The following is a 16823-nucleotide window of genomic DNA, read 5'->3' as shown; positions in this document are numbered from 1 at the left end:
AACCGACCGACACGTGCGCAGGACACGCTGCCCTGAGGAGATTTGCGGATTGTCTGCAGAATGGGTCGCCCTGGAGGGGGACTTGTGGGGGTTGGTTCCGTACCCGTACCCCATGCGGCGGCGCGTAGGCTGGATGCAGGCCATGCTCCCCGTACAGCCCCGAGAGGTGTCCCGTGTCCCCGCGCCGCAACCGACCGAAGACAGCCGGATCGTCGGGCCGGAGCGCCGAGGACGACCATGCCGGCCGGTACGGCGGGTGGCAGTCCACGGAGAGCTGGCGGGGCGAGGACTGGAGCGTGCGGCATGTCGCCGGGGCCGGCGCGCAGGGCAAGACCTACCGCTGCCCGGGCTGCGAACAGCTGATCCCCTCCGGCGTCCCGCACGTGGTGGCCTGGCCGGAGTACACGGGCGTCGACGACCGCCGGCACTGGCACAAGGCGTGCTGGAACGCGAAGGACCGCCGCACCACACCGGTGCGGCGGTCCCGTAACGCGCCGAGGTTCTGAGCCGTACGGCTACACGTCCCGGCTGCGCAGCAGCGCGTACGCGCCCGCGTACACCACCGCCGTCAGACCCAGCATGATCCACAGCGGGTCCCAGCCGGACGGCCCGGACTCCGACAGCGAGTTGGAGTAGAAGACGCTCAGCTGGTTCGGGATCGAGTACTCGAACAGCCAGTCGCGCAGCTTCTGCAGCGACTCCGCCACCATGAACAGCGCGAGCACCAGCGGGGCGAGCAGCACGCCGATCATGATGGTGATGGCGCCCGCGGAGTGCCGGATGACCGAGCCGATGAGCAGCGAGAGCAGCCCGAGCAGCGCGATGTGCAGGCTGATGCCGACGGTGGCCTTGAGCCACTCCGCGCCGCTCGGCGTGCGGGCGCCGGCGCTCTCCAGCATGGACACCTGGACCATGGCCACGAAGCCGGACGTGACCAGGGTGAAGGCGAAGGCGACGGCGAAGAACACGATCGACTTGGCGGCGAGCACCCGGGCCCGGCTGGGGCAGGCGGTCATCGTCGTCCGGATCATGCCCGTGCCGTACTCGGAGGCCGTGGTCAGCACGCCCAGCGTGATGATGCAGATGCTGCCGAGGAGCAGTCCGAAGAAACCGAACGACAGCGGGTTCTCGCCGTCCAGGCTGGTGGACTCGGAGTTGGCCTCGACCAGCGCGCCGGCCAGCAGGCCGATGCCGACGACGAGCAGCACGAACACGCCGAGCGTCCACATCGTGGAGCGCACCGACCTGATCTTCGTCCACTCGGAGGCCAGCGCGTGCCCGAGGTGGGTGCGCACGACGGGGATGGGCGAGGTGTAGCCGGGGTACGGCCCGCCGGGCGCCGCCTGCCAGTGCGGCTGGGCTGCGGGGGCCTGCGGCATCGGGGGCTGCTGGGTGCTCATCGGGCGTCCTCGGGCTGGTTCGGGTCGGCGGGGGCAGGGGCGGGGGCGGCGGCCGGGCCGGCGGCGGGCGCCGGGGGAACGGCGGCGGGCGGCTGCCGGGGCGCGGGCGGGGCGGCCGGGGCCGCGGGGGCCGCCGGAGTCTCCTTGGCCAGGGACTGCGCCGGGGCGGCGGGCGCCTGCGCGGGCTGCGGGGTCTGGCCGGCCGGCTGGGCGTACGGGTTGGCCGCCCCCGGAGCCGTACCCGCCGTACCCGGAGCCGTACCCGCCGTACCCGGAGCCGTACCCGCCGTACCCGGCACCGGGCCCGGAGCGCCGTACCCGTTCGCCGGGGCGCCGCCGTACGGGCCCGCGCCCGGGGCCGTGAAGGGCAGGCCGCCCTGCTGGGGCGGCGGCGGGGCGTACCAGCCGGGCTGGCCCTGGCCGGGGACCGGCACCGGCGGCTGGGCGCCGGGCGGCAGCGGCTGCTGGAGGCCCGCCTTCTGGTCCACGGTCGAGCGGTAGTCCACGGCGCCCTGCGTCATCCGCATGTACGCCTCCTCCAGCGAGGCCTGGTGCGGGGACAGCTCCCACAGCCGGACGTCCGCCTCGTGCGCGAGGTCGCTGATGCGGGGCAGCGGCAGCCCGGTCACCCGCAGCGCGCCGTCCTGCTCGGGCAGCACGTGCCCGCCCGCCTCGGTGAGCGCGGAGGTCAGCTTCTCGCGCAGCTGCGGCTCGGTGTCGGGCGTGCGCACCCGGGCGAAGTCGGCCGAGTTGGCCGAGATGAAGTCCGTCACGCTCATGTCGGCGAGGAGCTGTCCGCGCCCGATGACGATGAGGTGGTCGGCGGTCAGCGCCATCTCGCTCATCAGGTGGGAGGAGACGAAGACCGTGCGGCCCTCGGCCGCCAGGGCCTTCATCAGATTGCGGACCCAGAGGATGCCCTCGGGGTCGAGGCCGTTGACCGGCTCGTCGAAGAGCAGCACCTTGGGGTCGCCGAGCAGCGCGGCGGCGATGCCGAGGCGCTGGCCCATGCCGAGCGAGAAGCCCTTGGACCGCTTCCTCGCCACGCCCTGCAGACCGACGACCCCGAGCACCTCGTCCACCCGCCGGGCCGGGATGCCGGAGAGCTGGGCGAGGCTCAGCAGATGGTTGCGGGCGCTGCGGCCGCCGTGCACGGCCTTGGCGTCGAGCAGCGCGCCGACCTGCCGGGGGGCGTTGGGCAGCTTGCGGTACGGATAGCCGCCGATGGTGACCGACCCCGACGTGGGATTGTCCAGGCCGAGGATCATCCGCATCGTCGTGGACTTGCCCGAGCCGTTCGGCCCGAGGAAGCCGGTCACGGCTCCCGGCCGTACCTGGAAGGAAAGGTTGTACACGGCGGTCTTGTCGCCGTAGCGCTTGGTCAGGCCGACAGCCTCGATCATGCTCCGCACCCATCGAAAGGTTCAGGACAGCGGGGCACACGCCCCCGTAAGGGTTAGGAGGATATCCAGGCGCTGACGGTTCCGCCCAAGAGAGGGTAAAGCCGGGTCGTCACCGGCCGTGACGGCCGCGGCTACTGGGCGTCCCGGCGCTTGAGGAGGACGTAGCCGCCCGCCAGCGCGGCGAGCACCCACAACGCCATGATGCCGAGCCCGGTCCACGGGCCGTACGGCGTGTCATCACCCATACGAGGGACCACCTGCATGATCCGGCTGCCGGCCTGGTCGGGCAGGAACCGGCCGATCTTCTTGGTGGCGTCCACGTTGCCGAGGACGTTGGAGATCAGGAAGAAGAACGGCATCAGGATGCCGAGGGACAGCAGCGGCGAGCGCAGCATCGTGGCGACGCCCAGGGAGAACACCGCGATCAGCGTCATGTACAGCCCGCCGCCGAGCACCGCGCGCAGCACACCCGGATCGCCGAGGGCGGCCCGGTGGGGACCCAGCGCGGCCTGGCCGAGGAAGAACGCGGCGAAGGAGGTCACCAGGCCGGCGACGAGCGCGAGCACCGCGGCCACCGCGACCTTGCCGAACAGGAAGGTGCCGCGCCGCGGCACGGCGGCCAGCGAGACCCGGATCGTGCCGGTGCTGTACTCGGTGGAGACGACCAGCACCCCGAACACGGTCATCGCGAGCTGGCCGAGGGTCATGCCCGCGAAACTGATCACCGTGGGGTCGAACGACAGCCGCTCCCGCAGGGGCATGTTCGCGTACTGGCTGTTGGCCAGCGCGGAGACCAGCGTGCCGAGGGCCACGGTGACCACCACGGCCAGCGACAGCGTCCACATCGTCGACGCCACCGACCGGATCTTGGTCCATTCGGACCGCAGGACCTGTACGGCCGCCATGGTCAGACCCCCTTCCAGCCGGTGCCCCAGTCCTGCCCGGCGGGAGCCGGCCCGGCCTGCGCGTGGTACTCGACCGTCTGCGCCGTCAACCGCATGAACGCCTCCTCCAGCGATGCCTGCCGCGGGCTCAGCTCGTGCAGCACGATCCCGTTCCGCGCGGCCAGCTCGCCGATCTGCTCGGCCTTGCCGCCCTCCACCTCCAGCGCCCCGTCACCCGCCGCCACGACCGTGATCCCGGCCTGGTGCAGCACGTCGAGCAGCCGCTCGCGCTGCGGGGAGCGGATGCGCAGGTACGACCGCGAGTTCGCCCGGATGAAATCGGCCATCGAGGTGTCCGCCAGCAGCCGCCCCTGCCCGATCACCACCAGGTGCTCGGCCGTCAGCGCCATCTCGCTCATCAGATGGCTGGAGACGAACACCGTCCGGCCCTGCGCCGCCAGCGACCGCATCAGGTTCCGGATCCAGTGGATGCCCTCCGGGTCCAGCCCGTTCCCCGGCTCGTCGAACATCAGGATCCGCGGGTCCCCGAGCAGCGCGGCGGCGATCCCCAGCCGCTGCCCCATGCCGTACGAGAACCCCTTGGCCTTCTTCCGCGCGACGGCGGTGAGCCCCACGGTCTGAAGCACCTCGCCCACCCGGCGCTCGGGGATGCCGTTGCTCTGCGCGAGCCACAGCAGATGGTGGTAGGCGCTCCGGCCGCCGTGCACCGCCTTCGCGTCCAGCAGGGCGCCGACGTACCGCAGCGGGTCGCGCAGCCGGTCGTAGGGCCTGCCGTCGATACGGACGGCGCCGGCGGTGGGGCGGTCCAGACCGAGGATCATCCGCATCGTCGTGGACTTCCCGGCGCCGTTGGGCCCGAGGAACCCCGTCACCACGCCCGGTCTGACGGTGCAGGTGAGGCGGTCCACCGCCACCTTCTCGCCGTACCGCTTGGTCAGCCCCGTCAGCTCGATCATGCGGCCACGCTAGGACGCGGCGAAGCCCCCTGCCACCGGAGCGGCAGGAGGCTTCGGCCATCCGGCGAACCCGCGGGTGCTACCGGGTCTGCTGCGCCGGGACGCCCCGGGAGACCGGCTCGTCGTCGCTCGACGTGCCCGCCGCGGCCACTGCGGCACCGGTCAGCGTGGCGAGCATCTCGCGGACGTTCGTCAGCTGCGCGTTGATGCTGTCGCGGCGGTTGGTGAGCGCCGCCAGCTCCCGCTCGGACTCCGAACGGATGCGGTCCGCCTTGGCGTTGGCGTCGGCCACGATGTCCTCGGCCTGCCGCTGGGCGGTCTCCACCGTCTGGCGGGCCCGGCGCTCGGCGTCGGTGCGCAGCTTCTCCGCCTCCAGGCGGAGCTGCTCGGCGCGGTGCTCGATCTCCGCGAGACGCTTCTCGGCCTTCTGCTGACGGGAGGCCAGGTCGCGCTCGGACTGCTCGCGCCGCTTGGCCAGGTTGGTCTCGAAGTCGGCGGCGGCCTGCGCGGCCTTGGCGCGGGTCTCCTCGAAGAGGGCGTCCGCCTCCTCGCGCTTGGACTGCGCGTCCTTCTGCGCCTCCGAGCGCAGCTGCGTCGCGTCGGCCTGGGCCTTCTCTACGATCCGGACGCCCTCGTCCTCGGCCTTGGCCTTGCGCTCGGCCGCGTACGACTCGGCGTCGTTGCGGACCTGCTGGGCCGCGGACTCGGCGAGGTCGCGGTGCTGCTCGGCCGCCCGCCGGGCCTCCTCGCGCAGCTCCTTGGCCTCTTCCTCGGCCAGCCGCAGGATCTTCTCGACCCGCGCGCCGAGACCGGCGTACGACGGCTCGGCGTCCGTGATCTGCGCCTGGGCGTTCTGCGTTTCGAGGTGCAGCTCCTCGATGCGCTTCTCCAGGGCGGTGATACGGGCCAGCGCGCTGTCACGGTCGGAGACCAGCTTGGAGATACGTTCGTCCACCTGAGCGCGGTCGTATCCACGCCGCACAAGCTCGAAGCCGTAGGGGGAAGTGTCGCTCATGGGGTTCCTGTCGAATGAGACCGGTGAGTGAGGTGATAGAGCAAATCCTAGGGGCCGAAGCGGTGTGTCATCGAGCGGATACGTGTTTGATCCGGAGAATGACACCTCTTTTGGGTGGCTGCCCCCCGGACGGCTTGCACAAAGAGACGGGCAAAGACTCCAGAAGACACCTCAACCCGCCTCTCCCGCTAGCCGTCTGACGACTTGCCACCCGTTCGTGGGGCTCCCACGGTGGCGCCCGCCTTGACCCCGCCGTCCTTGCCGGACGCCGGCGCCTCGAAGGACTCCAGCGCTTCCAGGACATCCTGCACCCGCGAGATCTCGGTGTTGATGTCCTGGCGCCGGCGCATCAGGATCTCCAGCTCCCGCTTGCCCTCCTCCACCGTACGACGGGCCTCGCGGATCGCCTCCGCCTTCAGCTCCTCGGCCTCCTCGACCGTGCGGCGGGCCTCGCGGGCGGCCTCCGCCTTGAGCTGCTCGGCCTCCTTGACCACGCTGGCCTTCTTCTGCTCGGCCTCCTTGAGCAGCCCCTCGGCCTTCTTCACCGCGGCGATCCGCACCTTGCCCGCCTCGGAGTCGGCCGCCGAGACCAGCTCCTTGGCCTTCGCCTCGGCCTTCGCCAACTGCTCCTCGGCGGCCTTGATGAGCGCGTCACAGCGGTCGCCGGTGGACTTCATCGTCTCGGCGGCCTCGCGGCGGGCCCGCTCGTGCAGCTCCTCGATCTCGGTGGTGACCCGGTCGCGCAGCTCCTCCGCGCGCTCCCGGATCGCGGTGGCGTCCCGGCGGGCGCCGACCAGCAGCTCGTCCGCGTCCGTACGCGACTTCTCCACCAGCGAGTTGCCCTCGATGGTCGCCTCGGCGACGATCCGCTCGGCCTCGCTGCGGGCCGCGCCCACCATGGTGTCGGCCTGCGACTCGGCGTCCGCCGTGGCCTTGCGCGCCTGCGCCCGTGCCTCGGCGAGCAGCTTGTCGGCCTCCGCCGTGGTCTTCGTCAGCAGCGTGTCGACCTGCTCGGCCGCCTCCGAACGCCGCTTGTTGGCCTCCTTGCGCGCCTCGTCCAAGGTCCGCTCGGCCTCTCCGCGCGCGGCGCCGACGACCCGGTCGGCCTCGGCCTCCGCGTCCGCCTTGAGCCGCTCGGCCTCCGCCCGCACCCGCTCGGCGTGCTGCTGGGCGCTGCCCACGGTCTCGGCGGCCTCGGCCCGCAGCCGCTCGGCCTCGCCGGTGGCCTCCCCGAGCAGTTGCTCGGCGCCCGCCACCGCCTCGGCACGCACCCGCTCCGCCTCCGCGAGCGCTTCGGTGCGCACCCGCTCGGCCTCGGCCGCGGTCTCCGTCCGGAGCCGCTCGGCCTCCGTGAGCGCTTCCGTGCGCACCCGGTCGGCCTCGGCGATCGTCTCGTTCTGCAGCCGTTCGGCCTCGCTGCGGGCCTCGGTGATGAGGGTGTCGGCCTGGGTCGCCGCGTCCGAGCGGATCCGGTTGGCGTCCTCGCGGGCGTCCGCCCGGGTACGGGCCGCCGCCTGGTCCGCCTCGGCGAGCGCGTCCGACGCCTCGGTGCGCACCCGCTGCGCGTACTCGCCCGCGTCCGCGCGCAGCCGCTCGGCCTCGGCGATGGCGTCCGCCATCGTCCGCTCGGCCAGCGCCTTCGCGGCCTCGGACTCCTCGTTGGCCTCGCGCCGGATCCGGGAGGCGTCCTCGCTCGCGCGCTCGCGCTCGGCGTAGGCGTCACCACGGACCCGGTCCGCCTGCTCCTCGGCCTCCCGCCGCGTCCGGTCCGCCGCGTGCTCGGCGGCCGAGCGCAGCCCGGCGATCTCCTCCTGCGCCTGCTCGTGCAGCCCGGCGACGGAGTCCCGGACCTGCTGGGCGTGCTGCTCGGCGGCGGCGACCATCTCGGTGGCGCGCCGGTCGGCCTCCGCCACCAGCCGGGTCGCCTCGGCCTGCGCCTCCTCCACCCGGGTGCGGGCGGCGGCCAGCAGTTCCTCGCTCTGCTCGCGGGCCCGCTGCCGCTCCTGGCCGGCCTCCTCGCGGGCGGCGCCGAGCAGTTCCTCGGCCTCGCGGCGGCGCCGGGCGGCCTCCTCCTGCGCGGCGGCCAGCGTCTCCGAGGCCTCGGCGCCCAGCCGCTCGGCGGCCGCCTGGGCCTCCGCGCGCATCCGGTCGGCGCTGTCCTGGGCCTCCGCCTTGAGCCGCTCGGCCTCGGCGGCGGCCTCCGAGCGCAGCCGTACGGCGAGAGCCTCGCCCTCGGCGCGGGAGGCGGACGCGTCGGACGCGGCCTCGTCGCGCAGCCGCTCGGCCTCGGCCTCGGCCTGCTGCTGGAGCACCCGGATCCGCTCGGCGGCCTCGGTGCGCAGCCGCTCGGCCTCCTCGGCGGTCTCCCGGCGGATCCGGGCGGCCTCCTCGCGGGCGTCGGCCAGCGCCTGCTCTGCCGCGGCCAGCCGGTCCTGCGCCTCCGTCTGGAGCCGTGCCGCCTCCTCGGCGGTCTCGGCACGACGGGCCTCGACGGCCTTCTCGGTCTCCTCGCGCAGCTCCCGCGCGGCCTTCTCGGCGTCCGCGCGGACCGTCTCGGCCCGCTCGGCGGCCTCGGCGCGCAGTCGCTCGGCCTCCTCGCGGGTGCGCTCCAGAGTCTCCTCGGCCTGCCGGCGCAGACCGGTGGCCCGCTCGATGGCCTCGGTGCGGACCTTCTCGCTGTCGGCGGTCGCGCTCTGCCGCAGCTCGTCGGCGTCGGCCTTGGCCTTGGCCAGCAGCTCTTCGGCGGACCTGGCCGCCTCCTCGATCTGCGCGACGGCCTCCCGGCGGGCCTCGGCACGGATCGACTCGCCCTCGGCGACCGCGTCGGCGCGCAGCTGCTCGGCCTCGCCGCGCAGCCGGCGGGCCTCCTCCTGCAGCTCGACCGTCTTGGCCCGGTACTCCTTGGTGTCGTCCTTCGCCGCGCCCTTGAGCTGCTCGGCGATGTCGTGCGCCTCGGCGCGCAGCCGGTCCGCCTCGGCCTCGGCCTCCGAGCGGATCCGCTCGGCCTCCTCGGCGGCGGCCCGGGTGGTCTTCTGGGCGTCCTCGGACGCCTTGTTGAGCACGTCCTCGGCGGTCTTGGCCGCCTTGGACAGCTGGGTGGCGGTCTCCTCGGCGGTGATCGAGCGGGCCTTCTCGGCGGCCTCGGCGACCAGCTTCTCGGCCTCGGCGCGAGCGTCCGCGACCAGCTGCTCGGCCTCGGACCGGCTGTGCTCGGCCTCCTTGGTGGCCTCCGCGACCAGCCGGGCGACCTGCTCCTTGGCGGTGCGCGTGCGCGCCTCGCCCGCGGCCTCGGCACCGGCGAGGGCCTTGGCGGCGGCCTCCTTCGCCTCGGCGACCACCTTGTCGGCCTCGGCCTGCGCCTTGCGCAGCGCCTCCTCGGCCGCCGCCATCCGCTCCCCGGCGGCCCGGCTCAGCTCGGCGGCCTGCCGGCGGGCGGAGTCGGACTCGGTGACGGTGGTGGAGCGCAGCCGCTCGGCGTGCTCGGTGGCCTCCTGGGCCTGCGTGGAGGCCGCGTTCAGCAGCCGCTCGGCGTCCGCGCGGGCGCGGCGCAGAATCTGGTCGGCCTCCGTGCGGGCGGCCTCGGCCTCGCTGCGCAGCCGCTCCCGGGCCTGCCGGGTCAGCCGCTCGGCCTCCGTGCGGGCCGCGGCCATCGCCTGCTCGGCCTCCGCGCGGGACTCGTCCAGCAGCCGGCGCGCCTGCTGCTCGGTACGGGCGCGCAACTGCTCGGCCCAGGCCACGTTCTCGTTGACGTGCGACTCGACGGTGGCGCGGCGCTCGGCCAGCTCCTGGTCGAGCTGCTGGCGCCGGGTCACCGCCTCCTGGTGCAGCTCGGCCTGGAGGCGCGCGGCCTGCTCGGCGTGCTCCTGGAGGATGCGCTGCGTCTGCGCGCGGGCCTGGCTCAGCTCCCGCTCGGCGTCCTGGCGCAGCTGCTCGGCCTGCATCTGGGCGTTGCGGAGCAACTGCTCGGCCTGGTAGCCGATGTCACCGCCGTCATAGGCGGGCCGGGTCATGAGGGTACGGCGCGCCTCGTGCAGCTTGGCGCGCAGCACCTCGACCTGGTAGCCGAGGTCCTCGGCGTGCTGGATCGCCTTTTCCCGCTCGGTCCTCAGCCGCTTCATCTCGGCCTCGAACCGAGAGAGGTGGTCGACGTTAGCCGCCGGCTCTCGCTCCTGGCTCTCGTAGCCCCGCACTGCGCGGTCCCATCCGTCCCCTGGTCAGCTTCTCCAACGAGCTCCGCCCATTCGCCGGACGGGGCCCCCGGGGAATGGTGTCAGATCAACGGCGGAGCACGGGCTGCTGCCCCGACGCTCGTCCCCCGAAACCCGGACCCCGGCATGCGGTCGTCCCGGTTCGGGGACGACCGCCCCCAACCCTACCGGCCCTTATGTACGGCGGTCAGTGCTCGGGCGACTCAACAGGCGCCGAAGTGACCAGTTCTGTGAGGACGCCGTGGCAGTCCTTGGGGTGCAGGAAGGTGATCCGCGAGTCCATGGAGCCGCGCCGCGGCTCGTCGTAGAGCACGCGCACGCCCTTGCCGCGGATCTCCTCGGCATCGGCGTCCACGTCCGCCGTGCCGAAGGCGATGTGGTGGACGCCTTCCCCGTTCTTCGCCAGCCACTTGGCGACCGTGGAGTCCTCCCGCACGGGTTCCAGCAGCTGGAGGTAGGAGGCGCCGCCGTCCGAGGTGCCGTTGATCCTGAGCATGGCCTCGCGCACGCCCTGCTCCTCGTTGACCTCGGTGTGGAACACCTCGAAGCCGTATGTCGCCCGGTAGAACTCGACGGTCGCGTCGAGGTCGTGGCAGGCGATCCCGATGTGGTCGATTCGCGTCAGCATGGATTCAGTGCAGCGCTCCCGGGGTGGTTACGCAACGTGCGCGCGATCACACCGACAGCCCGGTGACGGCGTGTCCAACCGCTCAGTACATTCGAAGTAAACCCTCGTTCACTCCTCGGCTGCGGCGCAGCTGGAAGGGGATCGCACCTCATGTCTTCTGGAAAGACCAGCTCGGTGATCGTCGCGGGCGCCCGGACGCCCATGGGGCGGCTGCTGGGCTCGCTGAAGTCCTTCTCCGGAGCCGACCTCGGCGGTTTCGCGATCAAGGCCGCCCTCGACCGTGCGGGGATCGGCGGCGACCAGGTGCAGTACGTGATCATGGGCCAGGTGCTGCAGGCCGGCGCCGGACAGATCCCGGCCCGCCAGGCCGCCGTCAAGGCCGGCATCCCGATGAGCGTCCCGGCGCTCACCGTCAACAAGGTGTGCCTGTCCGGCCTCGACGCCATCGCCCTGGCCGACCAGCTGATCCGCGCCGGCGAGTTCGACATCGTCGTGGCGGGCGGCCAGGAGTCCATGACCAACGCCCCGCACCTGCTGCCGAAGTCCCGCGAGGGCTTCAAGTACGGCGCGGTGGAGATGCTCGACGCGATGGCCTACGACGGCCTGACCGACCCGTGGGAGAACATCCCGATGGGTGAGTCCACCGAAAAGCACAACACCCGTCTCGGCATCGGCCGCGCCCCGCAGGACGAGATCGCCGCCCTGTCCCACCAGCGGGCCGCCGCCGCCCAGAAGAACGGCCTGTTCGAGGCCGAGATCACGCCGGTGGAGATCCCGCAGCGCAAGGGCGACCCGGTGCTGTTCAGCAAGGACGAGGGCATCCGCGGCGACACCACCGCGGAGTCCCTGGCCAGGCTGCGCCCGGCCTTCGCCAAGGACGGCACGATCACCGCCGGCTCCTCCTCGCAGATCTCCGACGGCGCCGCCGCCGTGGTCGTCATGAGCAAGGCCAAGGCCGAGGAACTGGGCCTGGACTGGCTCGCCGAGATCGGCGCGCACGGCAATGTGGCCGGACCGGACAACTCGCTCCAGTCGCAGCCGTCCAACGCCATCCGCCACGCCCTGAAGAAGGAGGGCCTGGACGTCGCCGACCTCGATCTCATCGAGATCAACGAGGCGTTCGCGGCGGTCGCCGTGCAGTCAATGAAGGACCTCGGCGTTTCCACGGAAAAGGTGAACGTCAACGGCGGCGCCATCGCGCTCGGCCACCCGATCGGCATGTCCGGCGCCCGGCTCGTGCTCCACTTGGCGCTGGAGCTGAAGCGGCGTGGCGGCGGTGTCGGCGCGGCGGCGCTGTGCGGCGGCGGCGGCCAGGGTGACGCGCTGATCGTGCGCGTCCCGAAGGCCTGAACCCCGCGGGGCCGTCGCGGGACGGCCCCTTCCCGGTTACGTCGGTGAAGTGAACGGAGCTGTGATGCAGGACGTCTCCTCTCTGGTGGCCCAGGCCAGGGAAGGCCGGCCGCGGGCCGTGGCCCGGCTGATCTCCCTGGTGGAGGGGGCGTCACCGCAGCTACGGGAGGTCATGGCGGCGCTGGCGCCGCTGACCGGCAACGCCTATGTGGTGGGTTTGACCGGCTCGCCCGGCGTCGGCAAGTCGACCTCCACCTCCGCGCTGGTCACCGCCTACCGCAAGCAGGGCCGGCGGGTCGGCGTCCTGGCCGTCGACCCCTCCTCGCCGTTCTCCGGCGGCGCCCTGCTCGGCGACCGGGTCCGGATGGCGGACCACGCCTCCGACCCCGGCGTCTACATCCGCTCGATGGCCACCCGCGGCCACCTGGGCGGCCTGGCCTGGGCGGCGCCGCAGGCCATCCGGGTGCTGGACGCGGCGGGCTGCGACGTGATCCTGGTCGAGACGGTCGGCGTCGGCCAGTCGGAGGTCGAGATCGCCTCCCAGGCCGACACCAGCGTGGTGCTGCTCGCCCCGGGCATGGGCGACGGCATCCAGGCGGCGAAGGCGGGCATCCTGGAGATCGGCGACGTGTACGTGGTCAACAAGGCCGACCGGGACGGCGCCGACGCCACGGCCCGCGAGCTGAACCACATGCTGGGCCTGGGCGAGTCCCGGGGGCCCGGCGACTGGCGGCCGCCCATCGTCAAGACGGTCGCGGCCCGCGCGGAAGGCATCGACGAGGTCGTGGAGGCCCTGGAGAAGCACCGGGCCTGGATGGAGGAGCGGGGCGTCCTCGCCGAGCGGCGGGCGGCGCGCGCGGCCCGCGAGGTGGAGACCATCGCCGTCACCGCGCTGCGCGAACGCATCGGCGACCTGCACGGCGACCGCCGCCTCGGCGCGCTCGCCGAGCGGATCGTCGCCGGCGAACTGGACCCGTACCGCGCAGCGGACGAACTGGTCACGGGCCTGACACAGGGCTGAGCCCCGCAGCCATCCGGCGCCCAGGAGAGCCGGGCGCACCTTCACCGGGCCCGTGAAGCCCGCCCGCCCATCCGCGCCCGCCTCCGGGCTACGACGGGAACGGCCGGCCAGGCCCCTGGGCCTGGGGCCCGCGGCCTGTGGCGCCGCACTGGCGGGCCGGCCCTCCCGGGCACGTTCCCGCCCCGGCGCCTCCCGGCCGACGCGAGGCCGGCGGAGCACACCCGCACCCAGACGGGGGCAGGGCCGACCCAGTGCCGAACGCAGGAAGCCCGGGCGGAGCGCCGGACAGCGGGGCTGCCGGTCGACCGACAGCCCCGCTGTCCCCTTCCACGCCGTGCCGCCCTGGCGGCCCCGGCGGGCGTACCGCCCTGAGCCCCCCGGGCCCCAGGCGTCCCCGGCGGGTGCCGGGGATGCCCCTCGACGGGGGCGGCATCCCGCGAGCGCCGGCAGGCGAGCCCGCAGCCGGCGGCCCGCCCCGGGACCGGAGCCGGGGCGGGTGTACGGCCCTGAGCCCTCCGGGGCCAGGCGCAGGTGGCGCCGGGACGCCTCCTCGGCGGGGGCATCCCGGACATGCCGGCAGGCGAGCCCGCGGCCGGGCTGTTGCACCCTGCGGACCGGGACCGCCGAGGCCGAGGTACAACCTCGAGTGCTCCGGGCCGAGGCCGGCACCCGGCGGGCGCCGGGCACGTTCCCTCGGCGGAGGCGTCCCGCGAGCGTCGGCGGGCGAGCCCGCGGCCGCCTGCCGCGCCCCGGGGCCGGTGTACGGCCCTGAGCCCCTCCAAGGCCAGGCGGCACCGGTGAGCGCCCGGGACGCCCCCTCGGCGGAGGCATCCCGCGAGCGCCGCCGCGCGAGCCCGCGGCCGGGCTGCTGCACCCTGCGGGCCGAGGCCGTCGCTGGCGGCGTACGACCCCGAGTGCTCCGTGCCCAGGCATCGCCGGCGGGCGCCGGTCATGTCCCCTCGGCGGAGGCAGCCTCGCAGTACCTACAGGTGAACCCGCGGCCGGCTGTCGCGCCCCAGGGGCGCCGGGACCCGCCTACGACTCCGGGCCCAGGCGGCACCGGTGGGTGCCGGGGACGCCCCCAGCGGAGGCATCCCGGGGGCGCCGGCGGGCGAGTCCGCGGCTCGCTGCCGCTTCCGATGGTTCAGGAACGTCCGCGTTGGCCTCTGAGGTGTTCGGCGACCGGCCTCAGGGCCTTGTCCAGTTCCATCAGCGCGTCCGGTGACAGCAGGTCGATGAAGTGCCGCCGCACGGATGCCACGTGGTGCGGCGCGACCTTCCGCATCGTCTCCATGCCGTGCTCCGTGAGCACGGCGTACAGCCCCCGCCGGTCCGTGTCGCAGTTCTCGCGCCGCACCAGGTTCGCGTTCTCCATGCGGGTGATCTGGTGCGAGAGCCGGCTCTTGGACTGCAGGGTCGCGGACGCCAGATCGCTCATGCGCATCCGTACGTCGTCCGACTCGGACAGGTTCACCAGGATCTCGTAGTCGTTCATTGTCAGGCCGAAGGGCTGCAGATCCTTTTCCAGCTGGTACGTCAACAGCCTGTTGACCTCCAGGTGGGTGCGCCAGGCGCACTGCTCCGCATCGGTCAGCCAGCGCGTGGCCGTCTCGGTCTCCATGAATGAAGTCTACCTAAGAAGTTGAATGACGAACTACTTCGGGTGGTGTGACTGTGCGCACGCGTTCGATGTCACACTCCGCAGACTACCGCTCACAGCCCGAAGCGACGCGGGAGGTCTCCCGGCTGTCCGGGAAGGCGCGGTGCGCCCGACGATTGCGGACCGTGTCCGACCGGTGCCGTTCCGCCACCTCCGGGCACGCCCGGTCCGGGCGGAACCGCCCCGGTCGCCACCTCGTCCATGAGGATCTCCGTCGACTGCAGCAGCACCGTCCCGGCGCCCGCGAACTCGAACTGGTGCTCCTCGCCGGATACCCCGCCGAAGCCCGTCATCGCACGTAGACCGCCCAGTACACCCGTCAGATAACCATGGTCGTAGTGATGGCACGGAGACGGGCAGTCGGCCCACCCGACGAGGGCCTGCGGGTCGACCCGGATCGGGGGTTCCATGAACACCACCGGACCGTTGGATGCGGCCACGAAGGTGCCGGTTCCGAGAAGGGTCAGAAATCCCGGCACGATCGACTGTTTGAGCGTGAGACTTGGCTGAAAAGCGAGCAGATTGCCCGCGCGAATGGTCAAGTTCCCGTCGTCCAGGTCGAAGGAGTTGACGTCGAAGGCCCGGTCGGCCAGCAGCATCTTCCCGGAACCCTCCGCCACCACCCAGTCGCTCGCGTGCAGTGGCGAATGGAACGACGTGCGGACGAGCCGGTCGAGCCGCCCGAGCCCGATGCCGTTGAACTCGATCGCCCCGTAGTAGGCGATCATCTTCCCCTTCTGCAGGAACCACTGCCCGCTCTTCAGCGCCACACAGAACGTGTACGGGTTCACGTTGTCGTCGGCGGGCAGCGTCATCGGGTCGTACCAGACCGGTCCGGCCCCCGGGGCCGCGTAAGTGCTCACAGCTTCTCCTCCGACGCCTGGACGTAGACCGTGCCGTCGCCGCTCAGCTCCAGCTGGAACGCCTCCCCGGAGCCGCGGCCCACCATCTCGCGCCAGCCGAGCGCGGTGGAGAGCCGGTTGCGGAGGTCGCCGTGGTGCGCGACGTACGCCTGCGGGTCGACGTGGACCGGGCGCTGCGGGGTGACGGGGATCTCGAAGACGCCGCCGTGCGCCATCACGGCCGCCGCGCCGTGGCCCTGGAGGGTCGTCGTGAACAGGCCCTGCCCGGTGACCTGCCCGCGCACCAGGCCCATGACCCCGCCCTGGGCGCCCAGGAACACCGTGCCCTGCCGCAGGGTGCCCTCGAAGGCGAGCAGCCGGTCGGCCTCGACGTACAGCGTGTCTCCGGAGAGGGTGATCACCTGGACGTGGTGGCCGCCGTGCCCGAAGAAGACCGTGCCGCTGCCCTCGACGGTCATCAGCGGGGTCGCCTCGCCGGCCACCCGGCGCCCGATCATGGACATCAGCCCGCCCTGGCCGCCCTGCACGTTGGGCGTGAAGGACACCTCCCCCCGGTAGGCCAGCATCGCGCCGCGCTGGCTGTACAGCCGCTGACCCGGCGCCACGGTCGCCTCCACCATCTTGGAGTTGATCTCCCGGAAGGCCATCTCACACGTCCCCCGCGATCGTGTTGCGCTCGCTCGGCTGCACGTACACCAGCCCGTCGCCCTCGAAGCGGATCTGGAAGGCCTCGCCGCCGCCCTCGCCGAGCAGCGTGCGGAACGTCACACCGGACTGGAAGGACTGCCGGACATCGCCCTGGTGCGCGACGTAGGCGCCCGGGTCGACGGTCAGCGGGTACTGCGGGGTGACCCGGAGCACGACCGCCGGGCCGTCGGAGACGATCGCCGCCTGCCCGTGGCCCTCCACGGTCGTCGTGAACAGGCCGTTGCCCTGCGAGGCGCCGCGCAGCCCCGTGAACGTCGTACCCGTCCGCAGGCCCGCGTCCGTCACCAGCAGGTTGCCCGCCTCCACGCAGAGCTTGTCCCCCTGGAGGCCGACCAGGGTGATCTCCGTCGCCCGGTCCGCGAACCAGCACGTCCCGTGCCCTTTCACCTCCATCACCGTCATCTGCTCGCCGGTGAGCCGCCGGGTCACCATCCCGCGCAGCCCCTCGCCGCCGCCGCTCAGTTTCTTGAAGGTCATCCGCCCGTCGTACGCGACCATCGAGCCGTTCTTCGCCTTCACGGCGTCCCCGGTCATGTCGACGGCGAGCACCTTGCTGCCCTGGAGTCGGAACATCGCCACCCTGGGAACGTAGCGGCGCCGCGGGTGGGCGGAACAGGGCCCAGGGGTGGAAACCCACCCTGAGCGGACCCCTAGGGGCGCCGTTTGCCACAATGGGGGAACGCTTGTGCGTGCGTTCACAAAATCG

General features: G+C 72.9%; 14 protein-coding genes. 3 read left to right on the top strand and 11 right to left on the bottom strand.

Going from position 1 to position 16823, the window contains the following annotated elements:
- The first annotated feature begins 173 nt into the window (after positions 1–173).
- A complete protein-coding gene (locus ACH4OA_RS27725) occupies positions 174–506 on the top strand; it encodes an ATP/GTP-binding protein (RefSeq protein WP_365872120.1) in 333 nt (110 codons plus the stop codon).
- Positions 507–515: 9 nt separating this feature from the next.
- Here the strand turns inward: ACH4OA_RS27725 and ACH4OA_RS27720 are convergent, their stop codons facing one another.
- The 7 genes from ACH4OA_RS27720 to mce all read right to left on the bottom strand — a co-directional run bounded on the left by ACH4OA_RS27720 (position 516) and on the right by mce (position 10515).
- A complete protein-coding gene (locus ACH4OA_RS27720; RefSeq protein WP_365872122.1) occupies positions 516–1400 on the bottom strand; it encodes an ABC transporter permease in 885 nt (294 codons plus the stop codon).
- Positions 1397–2803 carry an ATP-binding cassette domain-containing protein gene (locus ACH4OA_RS27715; RefSeq protein WP_397971727.1) on the bottom strand — a complete coding sequence of 469 codons (1407 nt, stop codon included), beginning with the start codon at positions 2801–2803 and terminating at the stop codon, positions 1397–1399. The genes ACH4OA_RS27720 and ACH4OA_RS27715 overlap by 4 nt, the downstream gene beginning before the upstream one ends.
- A gap of 131 nt (positions 2804–2934) precedes the next feature.
- A complete protein-coding gene (locus tag ACH4OA_RS27710) occupies positions 2935–3708 on the bottom strand; it encodes an ABC transporter permease subunit (protein ID WP_397971724.1) in 774 nt (257 codons plus the stop codon).
- 2 nt (positions 3709–3710) lie between these two features.
- On the bottom strand, positions 3711–4664 hold the full coding sequence (locus ACH4OA_RS27705; protein ID WP_397943589.1) for an ATP-binding cassette domain-containing protein: 954 nt from the start codon (positions 4662–4664) through the stop codon (positions 3711–3713).
- Positions 4665–4743: 79 nt separating this feature from the next.
- Positions 4744–5679 (bottom strand): cellulose-binding protein, encoded by a 936-nt coding sequence (locus ACH4OA_RS27700; protein ID WP_365872130.1) that lies wholly within the window; start codon positions 5677–5679, stop codon positions 4744–4746.
- A 188-nt stretch (positions 5680–5867) separates the two neighbouring features.
- Entirely contained in the window at positions 5868–9869 is a 4002-nt protein-coding gene (gene scy / locus ACH4OA_RS27695) for a polarized growth protein Scy (protein WP_397971721.1), read from the bottom strand.
- Positions 9870–10074: 205 nt separating this feature from the next.
- Complete coding sequence (gene mce, locus ACH4OA_RS27690) at positions 10075–10515, bottom strand: methylmalonyl-CoA epimerase (protein WP_365872134.1); 441 nt, start codon at positions 10513–10515, stop codon at positions 10075–10077.
- 150 nt (positions 10516–10665) lie between these two features.
- Between mce and ACH4OA_RS27685 the strand changes: the two genes are divergently transcribed.
- Positions 10666–11865, top strand: a complete 1200-nt coding sequence (locus tag ACH4OA_RS27685; protein ID WP_397943596.1) for an acetyl-CoA C-acetyltransferase — start codon at positions 10666–10668, stop codon at positions 11863–11865.
- A 64-nt stretch (positions 11866–11929) separates the two neighbouring features.
- Complete coding sequence (gene meaB, locus ACH4OA_RS27680) at positions 11930–12886, top strand: methylmalonyl Co-A mutase-associated GTPase MeaB (protein WP_397971718.1); 957 nt, start codon at positions 11930–11932, stop codon at positions 12884–12886.
- 1144 nt (positions 12887–14030) lie between these two features.
- On the opposite strand, the gene ACH4OA_RS27675 is transcribed toward meaB, so the two are convergent.
- The 4 genes from ACH4OA_RS27675 to ACH4OA_RS27660 all read right to left on the bottom strand — a co-directional run bounded on the left by ACH4OA_RS27675 (position 14031) and on the right by ACH4OA_RS27660 (position 16690).
- The gene (locus ACH4OA_RS27675) at positions 14031–14507 is read right to left on the bottom strand and encodes a MarR family transcriptional regulator (RefSeq protein ID WP_365872140.1); all 477 of its coding nucleotides are present in this window, start codon (positions 14505–14507) and stop codon (positions 14031–14033) included.
- Positions 14508–14599: 92 nt separating this feature from the next.
- On the bottom strand, positions 14600–15409 hold the full coding sequence (locus ACH4OA_RS27670) for an AIM24 family protein (RefSeq protein WP_397971715.1): 810 nt from the start codon (positions 15407–15409) through the stop codon (positions 14600–14602).
- A complete protein-coding gene (locus ACH4OA_RS27665) occupies positions 15406–16056 on the bottom strand; it encodes an AIM24 family protein (protein ID WP_397971713.1) in 651 nt (216 codons plus the stop codon). The genes ACH4OA_RS27670 and ACH4OA_RS27665 overlap by 4 nt, the downstream gene beginning before the upstream one ends.
- Position 16057: 1 nt before the next feature.
- A complete protein-coding gene (locus tag ACH4OA_RS27660) occupies positions 16058–16690 on the bottom strand; it encodes an AIM24 family protein (protein WP_397971877.1) in 633 nt (210 codons plus the stop codon).
- Positions 16691–16823 lie beyond the last annotated feature (133 nt).

Source organism: Streptomyces sp. NPDC017095, assembly GCF_044332325.1.
GTDB lineage: Bacteria > Actinomycetota > Actinomycetes > Streptomycetales > Streptomycetaceae > Streptomyces.
Note: the sequence above shows the minus strand (reverse complement) of the source record. Positions and strands in the feature narration are given on the sequence as shown.